13 protein-coding genes are annotated in these 18,336 nt (G+C 66.6%); 8 read left to right on the plus strand and 5 right to left on the minus strand.

Annotated features, from left to right (window positions below):
• Window positions 1–336 precede the first annotated feature (336 nt).
• The 4 genes from glgP to BLS55_RS01970 are packed head-to-tail and all read right to left on the minus strand — an operon-like array spanning window position 337 to window position 9,447.
• Entirely contained in the window at window positions 337–4,593 is a 4,257-nt protein-coding gene (gene glgP / locus BLS55_RS01955; RefSeq protein ID WP_092152681.1) for an alpha-glucan family phosphorylase, read from the minus strand.
• 36 nt (window positions 4,594–4,629) lie between these two features.
• On the minus strand, window positions 4,630–5,964 hold the full coding sequence (locus tag BLS55_RS01960) for a glycoside hydrolase family 57 protein (RefSeq protein WP_092152682.1): 1,335 nt from the start codon (window positions 5,962–5,964) through the stop codon (window positions 4,630–4,632).
• Window positions 5,964–7,289: a glycosyltransferase family 4 protein gene (locus tag BLS55_RS01965; RefSeq protein WP_092152683.1), complete on the minus strand. Its 1,326-nt coding sequence runs from the start codon at window positions 7,287–7,289 to the stop codon at window positions 5,964–5,966. Before BLS55_RS01965 ends, BLS55_RS01960 begins: the two co-directional genes overlap by 1 nt.
• A 10-nt stretch (window positions 7,290–7,299) precedes the next feature.
• Window positions 7,300–9,447 (minus strand): amylo-alpha-1,6-glucosidase, encoded by a 2,148-nt coding sequence (locus BLS55_RS01970; protein ID WP_092152684.1) that lies wholly within the window; start codon window positions 9,445–9,447, stop codon window positions 7,300–7,302.
• A 91-nt stretch (window positions 9,448–9,538) separates the two neighbouring features.
• On the opposite strand from BLS55_RS01970, the gene BLS55_RS11780 reads away from it, so the two are divergent.
• From BLS55_RS11780 to cobJ, 8 genes are all read left to right on the plus strand, one after another.
• The gene (locus tag BLS55_RS11780; RefSeq protein ID WP_143339494.1) at window positions 9,539–9,886 is read left to right on the plus strand and encodes a hypothetical protein; all 348 of its coding nucleotides are present in this window, start codon (window positions 9,539–9,541) and stop codon (window positions 9,884–9,886) included.
• 12 nt (window positions 9,887–9,898) lie between these two features.
• Complete coding sequence (locus BLS55_RS01975) at window positions 9,899–11,020, plus strand: branched-chain amino acid ABC transporter substrate-binding protein (protein ID WP_092152685.1); 1,122 nt, start codon at window positions 9,899–9,901, stop codon at window positions 11,018–11,020.
• 143 nt (window positions 11,021–11,163) lie between these two features.
• On the plus strand, window positions 11,164–12,069 hold the full coding sequence (locus BLS55_RS01980; RefSeq protein WP_092152686.1) for a branched-chain amino acid ABC transporter permease: 906 nt from the start codon (window positions 11,164–11,166) through the stop codon (window positions 12,067–12,069).
• Window positions 12,066–13,112 carry a branched-chain amino acid ABC transporter permease gene (locus BLS55_RS01985; protein ID WP_092152687.1) on the plus strand — a complete coding sequence of 349 codons (1,047 nt, stop codon included), beginning with the start codon at window positions 12,066–12,068 and terminating at the stop codon, window positions 13,110–13,112. The genes BLS55_RS01980 and BLS55_RS01985 overlap by 4 nt, the downstream gene beginning before the upstream one ends.
• Window positions 13,109–13,879, plus strand: a complete 771-nt coding sequence (locus BLS55_RS01990; protein WP_092152688.1) for an ABC transporter ATP-binding protein — start codon at window positions 13,109–13,111, stop codon at window positions 13,877–13,879. Before BLS55_RS01985 ends, BLS55_RS01990 begins: the two co-directional genes overlap by 4 nt.
• A 2-nt stretch (window positions 13,880–13,881) precedes the next feature.
• A complete protein-coding gene (locus tag BLS55_RS01995) occupies window positions 13,882–14,592 on the plus strand; it encodes an ABC transporter ATP-binding protein (RefSeq protein ID WP_092152689.1) in 711 nt (236 codons plus the stop codon).
• Window positions 14,593–14,870: 278 nt separating this feature from the next.
• Complete coding sequence (locus tag BLS55_RS02000) at window positions 14,871–16,166, plus strand: cobalamin biosynthesis protein (RefSeq protein WP_092152690.1); 1,296 nt, start codon at window positions 14,871–14,873, stop codon at window positions 16,164–16,166.
• 73 nt (window positions 16,167–16,239) lie between these two features.
• A complete protein-coding gene (gene cobJ / locus BLS55_RS02005; RefSeq protein ID WP_092152691.1) occupies window positions 16,240–17,091 on the plus strand; it encodes a precorrin-3B C(17)-methyltransferase in 852 nt (283 codons plus the stop codon).
• A gap of 272 nt (window positions 17,092–17,363) precedes the next feature.
• Here the strand turns inward: cobJ and BLS55_RS02010 are convergent, their stop codons facing one another.
• Complete coding sequence (locus BLS55_RS02010; protein ID WP_092152692.1) at window positions 17,364–18,158, minus strand: DUF169 domain-containing protein; 795 nt, start codon at window positions 18,156–18,158, stop codon at window positions 17,364–17,366.
• Window positions 18,159–18,336: the final 178 nt, after the last annotated feature.

Below are 18,336 nucleotides of genomic sequence, written 5' to 3' on the forward strand. Positions count from 1 at the left end.
TCCTGAAGTAGGCGCGTCGGGCCTGCCCGACGCGCCGGAATGGTGGGGAGGGAAAACCCGCAACCGTGCGGGTTGTGCGGCGTGTGGCCCGCTGCAGCGGGCGCTTGTTCCTTTTGCCACTAAAATATGGCCTTTTTTTGTGCCGGGCACAAGAACCGCGGGTCCACAGCCAACCCCTGTCCTCCAGTCTTGTGGCCGGGCGCCTTGTGTTCCTGGGGGCCGACGGCGGCGCCTCTTATGCTGGGCGCGACAGCGCCGGACACCGGGCCCCTTTTTTCATCCTGGGTATGCCCGCGCGTTTCCTGAGGGTGAAACGTTATTTCCAGGCCTCTGCGCTTACGCCCACAGGATCAGGCCGGTTTCCAGGGGGCTGGCCAGGGCCGGGTGGACGGGCAGGATGCGGATGCCGTAGCGGTAGTGCCCGCTGTGGGCGGGTATGTAGCTGGCGGCGTAGTTCATGCCGTCGTCGCCGTGGTCGGCGTGGCGCTGTTCCAGGCGCAGCACTTCGGGTTTGCTGGTGAAGTTGCCGTTGGACAGGGCCTGGCCGATAACCAGCTGGACCAGGATTTCCTCTGGCTTCATGCTGCCCAGGTGCATGTGCAGGCGCACGCTGACGGGTTCGCCGCAGAACATGGTGTTGTTTTCCACGCCGCTGACGATGATTTCCTCCACCTTAACGGTGCCGAAGCGGGTGGCCAGGTCGGCTTTCCAGGCGGCCAGGGCGCGGCAGGCGGCCCAGTCGTTTTCGGCCAGCATGTTGCGGCGGCGGGCGGCGCGCAGGTAGTACTGGCGCAGGTAGTCGTTGAGCATGCGGTTGGAGCTGTACATGGGCGTGAGGCTTTTGAGGGAGCGCTTGGAAAGGCCGATCCAGCGGGCGGGCAGGCCTGTGGCGTCGCGCTCAAAGTAGAGGGGCAGCACGGCGTTTTCCAGCAGGGAGTAGAGGGCTTCGGCGTCGGCGTAGTCGTTCTGCTCGCTGCTGGGCAGCTCTGTGGCGACTACGGGGCCGATGGTCCAGCCGTTTTCGCGGTTGTAGCCCTCGCACCACCAGCCGTCGGAGATGCTCAGGTTTACGCCGCCGTTGACGGGCAGCTTCATGCCGCTGGTGCCTGAAGCCTCGTGCGGGCGGCGCGGGGTGTTGAGCCAGACGTCGCAGCCCTGGGAGAGCAGGCGGGAGACGGCCAGGCTGTAATTCTCCATAAAGAAGACGCGGCCCAGGAAACGCTCGTCGCGGCAGATGCGCAGCACGTCCTGAATAAGGTTGATGCCCGCCTCGTCCGCGGGGTGGGCCTTGCCGGAAAAGACCAGGATGACGGGGCGCTTGGCGTCGCCCATCAGGCGGGCCAGGCGCTCCGGATCCGCAAAAATGAGGGTGGCGCGCTTATAGGGGGCGAAGCGCCGGGCAAAGCCGATAACCAGGGTTTCCGGGGTGAGCAGGCGTTCCATGCCCTGGCGCTGGCCCGCAGTGAGGTGGAAGAGCTCTGCAAAGTGGGGGATGCTGCTGCGCAGGGCCTCCAGCAGGGCTTCTTTCTGGTGCATGCGCGCGGCCCAGTAGACGTCGTCGGGGATCTGCGCCACACGCTCCCAGACCGGATCTTCGGGCGGGGCCTGGAGCCAGCCCTGGCCCAGATGCTGGAGAAGCAGCTCGTGCATCCAGCTGCCCACATAGGAGGGCGTGTGCACGCCGTTGGTCACATAGCCGATGGGGGTTTCCGCCAGGGGCAGGCTTTTCCAGAGGTTGTTCCACATGTGGCGGGAAACTACGCCGTGCAGGCGGCTTACGCCGTTGGCCCAGCAGGAGAGGCGCAGGGCCAGAACGGTCATTTCAAAGGCGCTGCTGTCCCCGCCCTCCATCTGCCCCAGCTGCACAAACTGCGGCCAGGTCAGGCCCAGGCTGGCGGCCAGCCCGCCGAAGTAGCGCTGCATGAGCTCCAGGGAGAAGGCCTCGTTGCCCGCGGGCACCGGGGTGTGGGTGGTGAACAGGGTGTTGGAGCGCACGCGCTCCAGGGCTTCGGCAAAGCTCATGCCGGAGGCCATGTTGTCCCGCAGGCGCTCCAGGGCCATGAAGGCGGAATGCCCTTCGTTCATGTGATAGACGCCGGGCAGGATGCTGAGAGCGCGCATCAGGCGCATGCCGCCCATGCCCAGGACCATTTCCTGCAAGAGGCGCACTTCGCGGTTGGCCTCGTAGAGGCGGTCGGTGATGTGGCGGTCCTCATCAGTATTGCGGCGGGTGTCCGTATCCATGAGGTAGAGGGTCACGCGGCCCACCTGCATTTTCCAGACCCTGGCAAAGAGGATGCGGCCCGGCAGCTCCAGATGGACGTAGAGCGGCTCGCCCGCGCTGTCCTGCACCAGGGTGATGGGCAGCTGGGCGAAGTTGTTGACCGGGTACTGGGCCACCTGACGACCGTTGGCGTCCAGGGCCTGGGTGAAGTAGCCGTTCTTGAACAGCAGGCCCACGCCCACCAGGGGCAGGGCCATATCCGAGGCGGACTTGAGGTGGTCGCCGGAGAGCACGCCCAGCCCGCCGGAATAGATGGGGATGGACTCGTTGAGGCCGAATTCCGTGGAGAAGTAGACCACGGGGCGCTCCGGCGTGATGTTGGGGTCCGGGCTGCGCAGGGGTTCGGCCATGTAGGCGTCAAAGGCGGCTGCAACCTCGGTGTAGAGGTCCATGTACTCTTTGTTGGCGCAGAGCTCCTTAAAGCGTTCCGGCGTGGCCTCCTCCAGCATTTTCAGGGGATTGCGGCAATTTTCCCACAGGGCCGGGTTCAGGGACATGAACAGGGCTTTGGCCTTGTCATGCCAGCACCACCAGAGGTTGCGGGCCAGGTCGCGCAGGCGGGTCAGCGCCTCCGGCACTTCGGCCACGGCCATGATGGGCCGCAGGAAGGGCGTGGCCGAGCAGGAGGCCGTAAGCACGCGGGTCAGGGCCGCGTGCCCGGCGTCGTGGTCGGCTCGCACGGCGGCCTTTTTGAGGGCCAGGGTAAAGGCTTCCAGATAGTTGGCAAAAAAGTGGTTCCAGGAGCTTTGTTCCGCCAGGCGGCGGGCCTGACGCCGCCACTGGGGCAGCTCTTCCGCCGGGCAGGTGACGGCTTTGAGCATGTATTCGTGCAGCACTTCCACGCTCTGCTCGAAGTTCATGCCCCGGCGGGGCATGATGCAGACGCCGGGGTGGAGCTCCGCCGCTTCCTGCAGCTGGTCCCGCGCCCACATGCCGAAGCCGGAGAGATCCGTGGTCAGGGTGGGCACGGACCAGGCCGCGCTTTCCTGCGGGGTGTAGCCCCAGGGCTCGTACCAGGAGGGGAAGAAGCCCGTGTCGCAGGCGGCCAGCACCTGCTCGTAGGGCAGGTTGAAGAAGCCGTCGTTGCCGTCCAGCATGGCAGGCACAAAGATGACCTTCACGCGCCGTTCCGGGGCGTTGTCGAGGCCCAGACGGCGGCAGGCGTTGATGATGGGGTCTTGCGGGGCATTCCAGACAAAGTGGGTGCAGAGGAAGGGCTTGCCGTTGTCGTTGGCCTGGGGGTCGCCGGAAACGGCGGCCGGGTTCACGCCCGTGTGCCCGCCCATGACCAGGCAGAGGGCCAGCACCGAGGCGTCCGTGCCGGCCAGATTTTTATCCGCGCGGGCCAGGGCTTCCAGAAAGATGTCCACGCCTTTGTTGTGCATTTCATACCGGCCGGAGATGGCGAAGATGCGGGTGCTTTCCGGCAGGCTGCCGCGCAGAAAGCGCTCCGCCGCGGCCAGCACGCGGGCGCGTTTTTCCCTGGGGGCTTCGCGCTGTTCGGAGTAGTCCGGGATGACGCGCAGGTCCAGGCCGTTGGTGGTGATGACGTCGGGCTGGCGGCCCAGAAAGACCACGGATTCCTCGCCGGTAATGGGGCTTACGGTGGTAAAGGCGTCGGCCTCGCGGGCGCTGGCGCTCTCCATGGACCATTTGGCCGTGATGTTCAGGCTGGCGGCCTCGTTGGCGGGGTTGATGGTGCGCATGTTGCTGTAGATGTCGCGTCCGGTGCCGGCCAGGGCGCGGCCCAGCATGGTGGCGTGGGTGGTGAAGACCGTGCCCACCTGCGGGGCCAGGCGCTTGAGCGTGAGCAGGCCTGCGCCGCACATCCATTCGTGGAACAGGGCTACGGAGCGGCCCTCCATGGGGCTGACGTGGTTTTCATGGATGGCGGCCACCACCTCGCCGCAGGCCGCGGCAAACATGACGGGTTCAATGTAGTCCCAGCCGCCGGAAAGGGAATCCACGCCGTAGTTTTTCCACATTTCGTAGAGCAGCTGGTTGCTGGCGTAGCGCTTGGCAAAATCCACCAGAATGACCTTGGGGCGGCCGGGGATGTTCCAGCGGCCCAGGCGGCACTTGAGGTCCTTGGTGGCCAGGGCCATGCGCAGGGAGTCCCAGACGTGTTCGTCCGTCTCTTCAAAGCCGGGGTTCTGCTGCAGGGCCGGGCCCAGCAGGAAGTAGTCCTCGCCGAAGTGCTCCACGGCCTGGAGGGCCTTACTGCTGACTACCGAATAAATGCCGCCGACTTTATTGCAGACTTCCCAACTGGTTTCAAACAGGGTGACCTGGGACGCATCGAAATTCATGACAGCTCCTTTACAAAGCAGCGCTCTACGCCATCGTTACGCTTGTTCCGGGGCCGCGCTTGCCGCCCGCGGTTTTGCAATCCTGGTTCTGGTCTCCTTGCGGCGCCGTTTTCCGGTTTCGGGCACGGCGGGCGGCGCATCCGCAGCGGCCGCACGGCGGGCGGCGCGGGTTTTGGCGGCCCTGGCGCGGTCCGCCGCGTCCAGGCGCATTTCAAAATCCGCCAGCACGTTCATATAGGTGATGTACGCATCGTAAGGGCTTGCAAAGGGATTGGGCCTGTCCGTGGCCGGGTGGGCGAACCACTTGGTGGACATGCAGGCAAAGTGGTCGGCGGTCTGGAGGCGTTCAAAATCCCTGGTCAGGTCTGCGTCGGCGCAGCGCCGCACGCGCGGGGTCAGGCTGTAAAGGGCGTGGATGGCGTCCTTTTGCATGTCGTTGCCCAGCCAGGAGGTGAGGTCGCGGCCTTCTTCCTCCCAGGAGAGGAACTGGGGCGCGTCCACCTCGCCCACGGGCTGCAGGGCTGCGCTTGCGGCGGCCGGGGTGCTCCAGCGGAAGTTGCTGTCCGCCAGGATGGCCTTGGGCAGGGCTTCCATGAAGTCGAAGACGCCCGTATCTTTGCTGAAGCGCAGGCCCAGCAGGTGGTAGTCGTTGCAGAGGGTAACAACCTGGGCTGTGTCGGCCAGGCCGCGGCACCAGGTGGCGAATTTGTCCGCCGTAAGGGGCCAGTCGTTCCAGGAGCGGTCGCCGAAGCGCCGCCCCATGTCGGCGGAAAGCCCCGCATTGCGCAGCAGAAGGCGCATTCTGGGCGCGCCCGCCGGGCGATAGAGGCAGTTGGGGCTGCGCCAGCCCAGCAGATGGTCCGCGCCTTCGGCCAGCACGGTTTTGAAGCCCAGCCGGGGCAGGGCCGCGGCCAGATCGTTGTTGTAGATGCATTCCGTATGCTTGAAGCTCACGGGCTTTGCGCCGAACAGACTTTGCAGCCGCGCGGCCTGGGCCCTGACCTGACGCTCGAATTCCTGCCGGGAGTAGAGAAAGGCCAGGGAATGGGCGCTGGTTTCGCCCAGAAACTCCACGCAGCCCGTGGCGGCCAGGGCCTTGAAGCTGTCCAGCACTTCCGGGGCGTATTGCTCAAAAAGGTCCAGGGCGGTGCCGGAAATGGAAAGGGCCAGGCAAAAGGCCCCCTTGTGACGGCGGATAAGCCGGAGCATGAGCTCGTTGGCGGGCAGGTAGCAAAGCCGCGCGGCCCGCAGCAGGGTTTCGCAGTTGCGGTCATCGTCCTCGTACAGGGAGTTCTGCCCCATGTCGAACACGGTATAGCGGCGCAACTGATAAGGCTCATGAACCTCGAAACACAGGCAAAGAGCTGGCATCAGCGACCTCCGTACAGGTTGCGGTACACGGCCAGGAGTTGTTCTGCGGCGTTTTCCCAGCGGATGGATTTCATTTCTTCCCGACAGTTTTTGACCAGTTCGGCGGCCAGGCAGGGGTAGCGCAGCACAGCGCAGATTTTGTCGGCCATGTCGCGGGTATCCCAGAAGTCGGCCTTGAGGGCGTGCTGCAGCACTTCGGCCACGCCGGACTGGCGCGAGAGCAGCACGGGCACGTCATAGAGCATGGCTTCCAGCGGGGTGATGCCGAAGGGCTCGGAAACCGAGGGCATGACGTAGAGATCGCTTAAGGCGAACATGCGGTCCACGTCCTCCCCGCGCAGAAAGCCCGCGAAGTGGAAGCGCCGCCCCATGCGCAGCTGCCCGGCCCGGCGGATGAGGCTGGGCAGCAGATCGCCGCTGCCGGCCATGAAAAAGCGCACGTTGGGGATCTTCTGCAGCACCAGGCGGGCTGCTTCCATAAAGTATTCCGGCCCTTTCTGGAACGTAACGCGGCCCAGAAAGAGCACCCGCTTCTCGTGGCGGATGCGCGGCGGGATGGCGTAGTGCTTTTCCGCTTCGTGCCGGGCCACGGCATTGTGCACCACCACGATTTTTTCGGGCGGGATGCCGTAGCGCTCCATGACCGTCTTGCGGGTCAGGCGGCTCACGGCCACCACCACGTCGGCGGCCAGCATGCCTGCGCGCTCCAGCCCGGCCACCTGCTCGTTGACGTTTTCGCCGCTGCGGTCGTACTCCGTGGCGTGGATGTGGACCACCAGGGGCTTGCCCGTCAGGGCCTTGACCAGCATGCCCGCGGGGTAGGTCATCCAGTCGTGGGCGTGGATGACGTCAAAATCCTCCCGCAAGGCTATGGCCGCTGCCAGGCGGGCGTAGCGCCGCACCTCGGTCATGAGGTCCGGGCCGTAGCCGCCGTGCAGGGCATAGGTGAAGTCGCCCGTGCGGCCGGGCGCGGACTGGAGCGTTCTGCGGCCCTGGCGGCAGAGCTGGCGCAGCGCCCTGGCGTAGCCGCCGGGCGTTAGGTAGGGGGTCAGGGGGCTGTCCAGGGGCAGGTAGCGGATGCTCTGCCGCCAGGCCTCCTGCCCGGCCCAGGCGAGGCGCTCTTCCGTTTCCGGGCTGATGGGCGTGCCTGAGGCTTCCATCAGCCGCAGGAAGTCGTTTTGGCCTTTTGCGCCCTGTGCGCGGGGCAGCACAAAAAGAATGTCCACGCCCTTTTTGGCCAGCGCCTGGGTCATGCCATAGCAGGCTGTGCCAAGGCCGCCGCTGATGTGGGGGGGGAATTCCCAGCCGAACATAAGCACACGCATGGCAAATTCCTTATAGGGCCGGGCGCGGCGCGGCGGCGTTTGCCCCGCCGTGGGCTGCGCCCAGGTTCATGACCACGCGGCAGACGCCCGCCGTATCGCCCGATACGGGATGGGCCAGGCGGCAGGCCGCCCGGCGCTCCCACTGGTCCACTGCCTCCGGGGCCGCGGCGCGCAGCGCCAGAAGCAGGCGCAGGCACTCGGCCACGCTCCAGGCCTGGGCAATGCAGCCGTTGGGCGCGTAGGGCGGGGAGCCGTCAAAAATTTCCGAAATGCTGCCCAGGCCCGCATCGGTCAGGTGGTCGCAGTAGAGGGGCGTGAGCGTTTCCAGAAGGCCCCGTACGGCCCCTTCCACGTCCCAGGCCGTGCGCAGCAGGGCGTCGCCGTAGTGGCCCAGCAGCCAGGGCCAGACCGTGCCCTGATGGTAGGCCGCGTCGCGTTCTTCCGGCCCGCCCGCGTAGCGCCCGCAGTAGGCCGGATCGTCCGGGGCCAGGGTGCGCAGGCCGTAGGGCGTGAGCAGTTTGTTGCGCACGCATTCCACCACCTGGGCCTGGAAGTCTTCCGGAAGAATGGGGTAGGGCAGGGAAACGGCAAAAATCTGGTTGGGCCGCACGCTTTTGTCCAGCCCGCTTTCACGCCAGACGTCGCCCAGGCGGCCGCCGCCTTCCGGAACCCAGAAGCGTTGCAGAAAGGCCAGGCGCATGTCGCGCAGCAGCGCGTCCCCGGCTGGCTCCGGCTCGTGAAAGCGGCGGGCCAGGGCGTCCGCAAAGGCCAGCAGGTTGTACCACAGGGCGTTGACCTCCACGGGAAAGCCGTGGCGCGGCGTTACCGGGCGGCCGTTGACCTGGGCGTCCATCCAGGTGAGCTGGGTGCGGGCGTCGCCCGCGTGCAGGAGGCCGTGGGCGTCCACATAGACGCCCTGGCCCGGGCCTTCCCTGTAGCCGCGGATAATGGCCAGCAGCGCGGGCCAGGCGTGCTCCCGCACCCAGGCGTAGCCTGTCTCGTCGGCCGTGCGGCAGAAGCTCTGCACGGCAAAGGCGTACCACAGGGCCGCGTCCACGGCGTTGTAGGCGTGGTTGCCGTCCACGGCAAACATGTTGGGCAACAGGCCGCGGCGCAGGCTCTGCCCCAGCCGGGCCAGCACGCGCAGGCCGAAATCCGTGCGGCCCGCCGCAAAGGCCAGGCCCGGCAGGCTGATGCAGGTATCTCTGCCCCAGGCTTCAAACCAGGGATAGCCCGCCACCACCTGGGGCGCGCCCTGGGGCGTGGCGGTGCAGAACTGCCGGCCGGTCTGGGCCAGGTGCCCGGCCAGGCCGCCGCCCGCGCGGTGGGCCTTGGTGCGGGCGCGGCTTTCCGCCGCCCAGAGCTCGGCCAGATCGTCCGTGCAGGGCGCAACGCCTGCAGAAAGATAGACGTGAACGCCGCGGGTCAGGGGCGGCAGGGGAATTTCCAGCAAGCCGGGAATGAAGAGGTCTTCGCTGGAGGGAAAGCCGCGTTCCGCCTCCTGAAAATATTCCACCTGGCGGCACCAGTCGGGCCCGGACGTGAAGACGGCTTCCCCCACGGCCTTGTCCTGGGGCGCAGCCGCGCGCTGCACCTGAAAATAGAGGGGCGGCAGGCTGGCGTAAGGCTGCACGCCGAAGCCGTGCGGCACGGGCGTGGTTGCGCCGCGCGCCTGCGGATTGGCGTGGGTGAGGGCGTGCATGGGGCGGCAGGCCAGCAGGGGCCGCAGCCGCAGGGTCAAGGGCGGCAGATCCGCCGGGCCGCACAGGCTGTAGCGCAGAACCAGGCGGCTTTCCCCCCGGATGAGGAAAAGCTCCCTGTCCAGGCGCGCCTCGCCCACGCGGTAGGTCCAGCGGGGCCATTGGTCCAGGCAGAAGGCCTCCTGGCATTCGTGCCCGTGGGGGTAGAGCAGGCCGGGGTGCTGCCTGGTGGAGAAGAAAAATTCCTTGCCGCCGCCCAGCACGGATTCCTCCAGCGCCGAGAGCAGCACATGGCGGCCGTGAACGGTATCGACCACCAGCAGACCGTGATACTTGCGGGTGTTGCAGCCCAGAATGCTGCCGGCGGCGTAGTCGCCCCGGCCGTTGGTGAGCAGCCATTCCTTGCGCAGAGCCCTGCGGGTGTTCTGGCAGGCGGCTTTGTCGAAACGGAACCGCATAGGCGCTCCTTGCCGGGGCTTTCGCGCCCGGCGGCCGCCGAGGGGGGCGATCGCCGCAAACAAGCACGGGCGCGGCCCACAGGGGCGCTCCGTGTATAAGGATAAAATCGGCGACCGCTCTGGCGGCGGGCCGCGCTGCTGCGGTGAGGCGGGAAAGGAAGGCGCAGCGAAACGCGGCGTCACACCCGGGCTTGCGCGCTTGCCGTGGCGGGCCCGGAACCGGCACGACGGAGGGAAAGGGAACCGCCGCGCGCAACAACGTGGGCAGGGGGAATTCCCTTCGATTTCTGCTTGTATTCTACGGCAGATTTTTTTATTTGTCGATATTTCACTTTCAGGAAAAAGTGAAAAAAAGCGCATGACCTGCGGCCCGGTTGGGGCTTTTGCTTTTCGGCTTTTTGGGATAACGTGGGGGCCTGTTCGCAACACGCATACCTGACGGGGGTGTCAAATGAAAGGATGTGGCCGTTGGTTCGGGGCCTTGGCCCTGACCCTGCTGCTGCCGGCCGTGGCGCTGGCGGCGGACGTCAAAATCGGGCTGATGTGCCCGTTGACGGGCAAGTGGGCCTCTGAAGGCCAGGACATGAAAAACATCGTCAGCCTGCTGGCCGACGAGGTCAACGCCAAGGGCGGCGTCAAGGGCCGCAAGATCGATCTGGTGGTGGAAGACGACGCGGGTGACCCGCGCACGGCGGCCCTGGCCGCGCAGAAGCTGGCTTCCTCCGGGGTGACGGCGGTCATCGGCACCTACGGCTCGGCCGTGACCGAGGCCAGTCAGAGCATCCTGGACGAGGCGGGCCTGGTGCAGATCGGCACGGGCTCCACCAGCGTGCGCCTGACGGAAAAGGGCCTGCCGCTCTTTTTCCGCACCTGCCCGCGTGACGACGCCCAGGGGCGCTCCGCCGCCGCGGCCATCGTCAAGGGCGGCTACAAGGCCGTGGCCTTGCTGCACGACAATTCCTCCTACGCCAAGGGCCTGGCCGAAGAAACCAAGGCCCAGCTGGCCAAGCTGGGCGTGAAGGTGGTCTTTTACGACGCTCTTACCCCCGGAGAGCGCGACTACACGGCCATTCTCACCAAACTCAAGGCCGCCAAGCCCGACCTGATCTTCTTTACCGGCTACTATCCGGAAACCGGCATGCTGTTGCGGCAGAAAAGGGAAATGGGCTGGAACGCGCCCATGATGGGCGGCGATGCCGCCAACCACCAGGATTTGGTCAAGATCGCCGGGGTGGAGGCTGCCGAGGGCTACTTCTTTGTGAGCCCGCCCCTGCCGCAGGATATGGACACGCCGGAGGCCAAAGCCTTTCTGCAGGCCTTCCAGGCCCGCTACCACGCGGTGCCCGTGTCTGTCTGGGCCGTGCTGGCGGGCGACGCCTTCAAGGCTATTGTGGGCGCGCTGGAAGCCGGCCAGGATAAGCCCGAAGCCATGGCCGCCTGGCTCAAGCAGCTTAAGGGCATGCCGGCGCTTTCCGGCACCCTGGGCTTTGACGCCAAGGGCGACCGGGTAGGCGAGTTTTACCGCGTGTACAAGGTGGACAATAAAGGCCGCTTTGTGCTGCAACCCAAATAGCCACCGGCGGCGGTCCGTCGCCGACGCGGCTGCGCGAGGCCCCGGCATGCCGGGGCCTCGCCGTGCCCGCGCCGGTGCGGCCCCACGCCGCCTTTCCGTGTCCCGTCGCCGGTCCGCCGCGCGGCCGGGCGCTCCGAACGCACATGGAACAATTTTTACAACAGCTGTTGAACGGCCTGGCCGTAGGGGGCATTTACGCGCTGGTGGCCCTGGGCTACACCATGGTCTACGGCGTGCTCAAGCTCATCAACTTTGCCCACGGCGATCTCTTTACCGTGGGGGCCTACCTGGGCCTGACCCTGCTGGTGAGCTGCAACCTGGCCGGGCTGCTGCCGCCTTTTCTGGCCGTGGGCCTGGTCTTTCTGATGGTGGCCCTGTTGGTGGCCCTGGTGGGCTACCTGCTGGAGCGCACGGCCTACCGGCCACTGCGCAACGCCGGGCGGCTCTCCGCCGTGGTTTCGGCCCTGGGCGCGTCCATCTTTTTTCAGAACGCCATCATGCTTATCTACGGCGCGCGGTTCTACGTTTACCCGGACTACCTGCGGCCGAACTTCACAGTCCACCTCTTCGGCCTGGCCGTGCCTGGGGTGCGCCTGCTGGTCATCGCCGCCTGCGTGCTGCTTATGCTGGGGCTTTCGGCCTTTATTCAGCGCACCCGCACGGGCGCGGCCATCCGCGCCGTGGCCATCGACCCCGGCGCGGCCCAGCTTATGGGCATTAACGTGGACCGGGTCATTTCTCTGGTCTTTCTTATCGGGCCCGGCCTGGGCGGCGCGGCGGGCCTGATGGTGGGCATCTACTACGGGCAGATCGATTTTACCATGGGCTGGTCCTACGGGCTTAAGGCCTTTACCGCCGCCATCCTGGGCGGCATCGGCAACATCCCCGGTGCCATGCTGGGCGGCTTGCTGCTGGGCGTGGTGGAGGCCCTGGCCGCGGGCTACATCGCCATTGCCTGGAAGGACGCCATCGCCTTCGTGGTGCTGATCCTCATCCTTATCGTCCGGCCTACGGGCCTTCTGGGCGAACGCACGGCGGAAAAGCTATGAGCGCGCGCCGTTCCCCTTTGCTCTACATTTTGCCGGGCCTGCTGCTCTGCGCCCTGCCCCTGGTCTGCAACGCCTACTGGCTGGACGTTTGCGTGAGCATCGGCCTTTACGCCCTGCTGGCCCTTTCCCTCAATGTCATTCTGGGGCAGGCGGGCATCTTCCACATGGGGCACGCGGCCTTCTTCGCCGTGGGGGCCTATGCGACGGCCATCTGCAATACCGTCTACCACTGGCCGGTGCTCTGGGTCATGCCCCTGGCGGGCGCGGCGGCCGCCCTGGTGGCCCTGGTGGTGGCCAGGCCCATCATCCACCTGCGGGGCGATTATCTGCTCATTGTCACCATCGGCATTGTGGAAATTGTGCGCATTGCCCTCATCAACGACATTTTCGGCCTCACGGGCGGCTCCAACGGCATTTTCGGCATTGCCCGGCCCCGCTTTTTTGGTTTCAAGATTGTGAAAAGCGTGCATTTCTACTACCTGGTCTGGGGCATGGTGGGCGTGAGCCTGCTGCTCTTCTACGGCCTGTGGCACTCCCGCTTCGGCCGCGCCCTCAACTACATTAAAGAGGATGACGTGGCCGCCGAAGGCTGTGGCGTCAACGTCACCCACTACAAGCTGGCCGCCTTTGTGCTGGGGGCCTTCTGGGCCGGTATGGCCGGCACCCTGTATGCCGCAAAAATGACTACGATTGCTCCGGAATCTTTTAATTTTATGGAATCCGTCATCATCTTTGCCGTGGTCATCCTCTCCGGCGGCAGCCAGATCGGCGTGCTGATCAGCGCCTTTCTCTTCATCGGGCTGCCCGAACTGCTGCGCGAATTTTCCAACGCGCGCATGCTCATCTTCGGCCTGGCCATGATGGTCATGATGGTCTGGCGGCCCCAGGGCCTGCTGCCCCCCCAGCCCCGGCGCTACCGTGTGACGCCGCCCCCGGACGGCCCGGCCGCGCCGCCCGCAGCCTTGGGCGGGCCTGAGGGCGCGGATGCGGCCGCATCCGCCGTGGCGTCCGCAGTCGCCCCTGCGGCGGGGAGGCCCGCATGAGCCTCTTGCATCTCCAGCAGGTGACCAAGGTCTTCGGCGGGCTGGTGGCCGTCAACGACCTGACCTTTACCGTGGAGGACGGCAGCATTGTAGGGCTTATCGGCCCCAACGGCGCGGGCAAGACCACGGTATTCAACTGCATCACCGGCAACTACACGCCGGAGCAGGGCCGCGTCTTCTTTGACGGCGCGTCCATTGCCGGGCTGCGGCCCCACAAGGTGGTGGAGCTGGGCATCGCCCGCACCTTCCAGACCATCCGCCTGTTCGGCAAACTGCCCGCGCTGGAAAATGTTCTGGCCGGACGGCACTGCCGCATGCGCGCCGGGCTGCTTTCCTGTATGCTGCATACCCCGGCCCAGCGCCGCGAAGAGCGCGCCGCCGTGGACCGCTGCATGGAGGAGCTGCGCTTCGTGGGCCTGGCCGGGCACTATATGGAGGCTGCCGGCGGGCTTTCTTACGGCAATCAGCGCCTGCTGGAAATCGCCCGCGCCCTGGCCTCGGACCCGCGCCTGATCATTCTGGACGAACCCGCCGGCGGCATGAACGACCAGGAAACCGCCGCCTTGGTGGAAACCATCCGCGCCATCCGCAACCGGGGCGTCACCGTGCTGCTCATTGAACACGACATGCGGCTGGTCATGCAGATTTGCGAAAAACTGGTGGTGCTGGAGCACGGCGCCATGATCGCCCAGGGCAGCCCCCAGACCGTGCGGCAGGATCCCGCGGTCATTGAAGCCTACCTGGGCGCGGACGACGGAGAGTGGTAGGCATGGCCCTGTTGCAACTTGTGGACGTGCGGGTGCGCTACGGCAGCGTGGAAGTGCTGCACGGCGTGAACCTGCGGGTGGAAGAAGGCGAAATTGTCACCATCCTGGGGGCCAACGGCGCGGGCAAAAGCACCACCCTGCTCTCCATCAGCGGCCTGGTGCGCCCCTTTGCCGGGGAAATCCTTTTTGAAGGCCAGGATCTGCTGCGCCTGCCCAGCCACAAGGTGGTGGACCTGGGCATTGCCCAATCCCCCGAAGGCCGCCGGGTTTTCGGCGTCATGAGCGTGCTGGAAAATTTGCGCCTGGGGGCCTTCTGCGTGCGGGACAAAGCCCGCAGCGAAAAGACCCTGGAGTGGATTTTTGACCTCTTCCCCCGCCTGCTGGAACGTAAGGACCAGCTGGCAGGCACCCTCTCCGGCGGCGAACAGCAGATGCTCGCCATTGGCCGCGCCCTCATGGCCCAGCCGCGCCTGCTGCTGCTGGACGAACCCTCTCTGGGCCTGGCGCCCCTGCTGGTGCGCTCCATCTTTGAAACCGTGCGGGCCATCAACAAACGCGGCGTCACCGTGCTGCTGGTGGAACAAAACGCCCGCGCCGCCCTGCGCCTGGCCACCCGCGGCTACGTCCTCGAAGTGGGCAACGTGGTGCGCGAAGACAGCGCCGCCAACCTCCTGGCCGACCCCGCCGTGCGTGAAGCCTATCTGGGGGGGTAGAGAAGATTTTTGTGAGGGCAGGGGGAGAGATGTGTGGGGGGAGGGGACTTTTGAGCGCTGCTGTCTTTCCCGTAACCAGCGCTGCTGTCTTCGCCCGTAACTAGCGTTGCTGTCTTCGCCCGTAACTTCCTTCGTCGTAACGGGCTAAGCTCCTTCGTCGTAACGGGCTAAGCCGACCCAAAGTCCCCTTCTCCCCGCGCTCCCAGCCTTCAAAAAATTTTTTCTCCTCAGGGGCCGTGTACCCTGGAGCGCGCGGCCTGAACTGCCCGGAGATGCGTATGCCCGCCCTTATCGCCTGTTATGTGTGCAGCGTCGGGGGTCTGCCCCTGGCCCGACGGGTGCGGGCCGCACTTGCGGCCGCGCCCTGGGCCGCTTCCGTTGGCCCCGTGCCGCCGGGTCCCGATGCCGCGCCCTGCCGCCTCTACGCGCCCCTGCGCTTCTGCCCTGCGGACGCCGCCCCCTTTGCAAGCCTGAGCGTCCTGCTGGCGGAGACCTACCGGCAGTACGGCGCGCACATCTTTGTGGGCGCGGCGGGCATTGCCGTGCGCGCCCTGGCCCCCCTGCTGGCGCACAAGAGCGTGGATCCGCCCGTTTTGGTGCTGGATCCGGCCGGGGCTCATGTGGTGAGCCTGCTTTCCGGCCACTGGGGCGGCGGCAACGCCCTGGCCCGGCATCTGGCGGCCCTGCTGGGGGCCACGCCCGTCATCACCACCGCTTCGGACGCCCTGGAGGCCGGGGGGGGAAAAACGTGGGCAGGTGCGGCCGGGGGGGGGACAGGCGCCGGGGACGGCGCGGGCAGAACCAACGCGGCCCCCGCGCCTGGCGTGCCGGCCCTGGACCTGCTGTTGCAGGAGGCGGGCCTGCGCCTGGTGGACTGGGGCGTTTTGCCCCGTCTGCAGGCGGCGTTGTTGGAAGGCCGTCCCCTGCCGCTTTGGGACCCCTGTGGGGCGCTGCCGCCGCGCCCCTGGCTGATGCGTGCGGACACGGCGGCGGCGCGTGCGGAGAGCGCCCTGCCGCCCCGGCAGCCGGACGGCGCGTTGTTGCTGGCCGCGCACTACCGGCGGCTGCCGCCCGCACCCGGCAGGCTGCGGGTGGCCGTGCCGCGGCTGTATGTGGGCCTGGGCTGCCGCAAGGGCATTCCTGAGCTGGCGGCGGCGGACGCCCTGTGCGCCCTGTGCGCCCGGCTGGGCCTGGAACCCCTGGCCGTAGCCGGATTGGCCACGGTGCGCGAAAAACTGGCGGAACCGGCCCTGCAAAAGCTGGCGGCTCTGCTGCGCGTGCCCTTGCGCGGCTTTGACGCGGCGGCCCTGGCCCGTTGCCCCGTGCCCCACCCCTCGGCGGCGGCGGGGCGGCGTTTCGGCCTGCCGCCCTTCGGCGTGTGCGAGGGCGCAGCCCTGCTGGCGGCGGCCGATACGGCATCCGTACAGGGGGCGCGCCTGCTTGCGCCCAAAACCGTGTTTCAGGCGGCCCTGACCCTGGCCGTGGCCCTGGGCGGGCCGCCCCCTTCGGCCCTGGCCGACGGCGCGCGCGCCGCAGCCAGCCTGCCCTGTCCATTCACGGAGGAACGCGCATGAAGCCTGCAGCACTGGCAAACGCCGCATCGCGCGCGTTCTGGTCCTGCTGTTATCCATTTATGGAGGAGTACGCATGAAGCCTGCAACCCTGCATGTGGTGGGCCTTGGCCCCGGCGACGCGCAATGTCTGACGCCTCAGGCCCGCCAGGTGCTGCAAGAGGCGCGTTGCGTGGCCGGGTATCATCTGTATATGGATCTGGTGCCGCCGGAGCTGCTGGAAGGCAAACGCCGCATCAGCACGGGCATGCGACAGGAGGCCGAACGCTGCGCCGCCGCCGTGGACGCGGCCCTGGCCGGGGAGCCCACAGCCCTGGTCTGCTCTGGCGACCCGGGCGTCTACGCCCTGGCGGGTCTGGCGCTGGAGACCCTGGAGGCGCGCGGGCTGGCGGGCGTGGTGCCCTTTGCGGTGGTTCCGGGCGTGCCCGCGGTGTGCGCGGCCGCAGCCCTGCTGGGCGCGCCGCTCATGCACGATTTTGCCTGCGTCAGCCTGAGCGACCTGCTCACGCCCTGGGAGACCATCGTGCGGCGGCTTACGGCAGCCCTGGCGGCGGATTTTGTCTGCGTGCTCTACAATCCGCGTTCACATGGGCGGCCGGAGCATCTGGCCGCGGCGCTTGCCCTGGCGCGCAACTATCGGGAGCCGCACTGCCCCGTGGGCGTGGTGCGCCAGGCCTTCCGCCCCGGGCAAACGGCGCGGGTGTTGCGGCTGGACGCGGTAAACCCGGAAGAAGTGGATATGCTCAGCCTGTGCATCATCGGCAACGCCACGAGCCGCGCCCTGGGGCCGTATATGCTCACGCCGCGCGGCTATGAACGCAAGCGCAGGGCCGGGGGCGCGGCGGCAACGCCGCCGGAGCGGGGGCGGAAGGCCGCCGGGCCGACGGCAGAGCCGAACGCCGCACCGCAGGGAAAAGCGGGCGGATAGGGCATTTCGATTTTGAAATGCCCTGGCGGCTGCGTGAGCAGACGCCCGCTGTGGAGGCGTAAGCGCAAGTTATTTGCACTGTCGAGCACCGAAACGAGCGTGCCGTAAACTTCGGGAATGCGTTTCTCAAAGTTAATCTGCTCTAGGCCCGCCTGGCGCGGAGGAGACCGCCGCGACAGGCGGGCAGCGTTATTTTTTGCCATGCGCGGCGGGGCGGCGTTGCGGCCCAAAGCAGGGGGCCGCAGCGCCGCGCGCAGTCTGGGGAAAGCCCTCTACGCCTGCGCCGTGCCGTCCTGTTCCTTCTTGAAAATGATGAGCGGGCAGTTTTTACAGATGGCCGCGCCGGGGAAGGGATTGCCCAGGCGGGTGATGGAGGCGCCGCCCTTGGCCTTGAGGCGGGCTTCCAGGCGCTGGACCACGCCTTCCAGCTGCGAACCCGGAATGGAGACGTTGATTTCGCCCCGCTCGGTCTTGCCGGAGTTGTAGCTGCCGCTGCAAGCCAGGTAGAGGTTGGCCTCCTGCGTGTTGAAGCTGTAAACGTTGCCGGAACAGGCGGCGGAGTTCACGCTCATGGAGGGCCGGAAGCGCTCCCGCCGCTGGCTGGCCATCCAGTCGTCCACCAAGTGGTAGGCCTGCATGGAATCGCAGTAGAAGTGCACCACGTCCGGCATGCCCGCCGCCAGGGCCAGGGGCGCCACGGCCACGGCCAGGAGGGCGTTTTCCTTCAGGCGCGGTTTGGCCTCCAGCACGCGGCGGGCGTGCTCTTCGTCCGCGCAGTACTTGGCGTGGCTTTTGATTTCCCCTTCGTCCAGCCCTTTCCAGCCGAAAACGTATTTGGCGTTGGAACAGCCCAGCTTGTCCTGCTCCATCAGCACGGCCAGGCCTTCCATGCGCGCCCCCACCTCGGCCTGACAGAAGGTCATGGCTTTAACGGGCGCATAATGGGGCTGATCGCGTTTGAAGTCTTCCAGTTCCTTTTTGTCAAAGAAGTATTTTATGGCGATGGGGTAGTGCATCAGCCGCAACTCGCGCATCAAAACCTCTTGAAGTCGTGCGAAGGTGTTCATATTCCTCCCCTGCAGTCAGGTTTATGGTGGTAAAGGGTAGATGGATGGGTCCGTAATGTTATAGCAGGATATAGTCCCTTGCAAGGGGGGTGTCAAAGGCGTCACTGTTTTTTTCAGGACGGCGTAGAGAACATTGCAGACAATAGGTTAAATTGCAGTATGTTGGCGTGGAGAGCCA

Origin of the sequence: Desulfovibrio legallii (assembly GCF_900102485.1) — a bacterium.
In the GTDB taxonomy this organism is placed as follows: domain Bacteria; phylum Desulfobacterota; class Desulfovibrionia; order Desulfovibrionales; family Desulfovibrionaceae; genus Desulfovibrio; species Desulfovibrio legallii_A.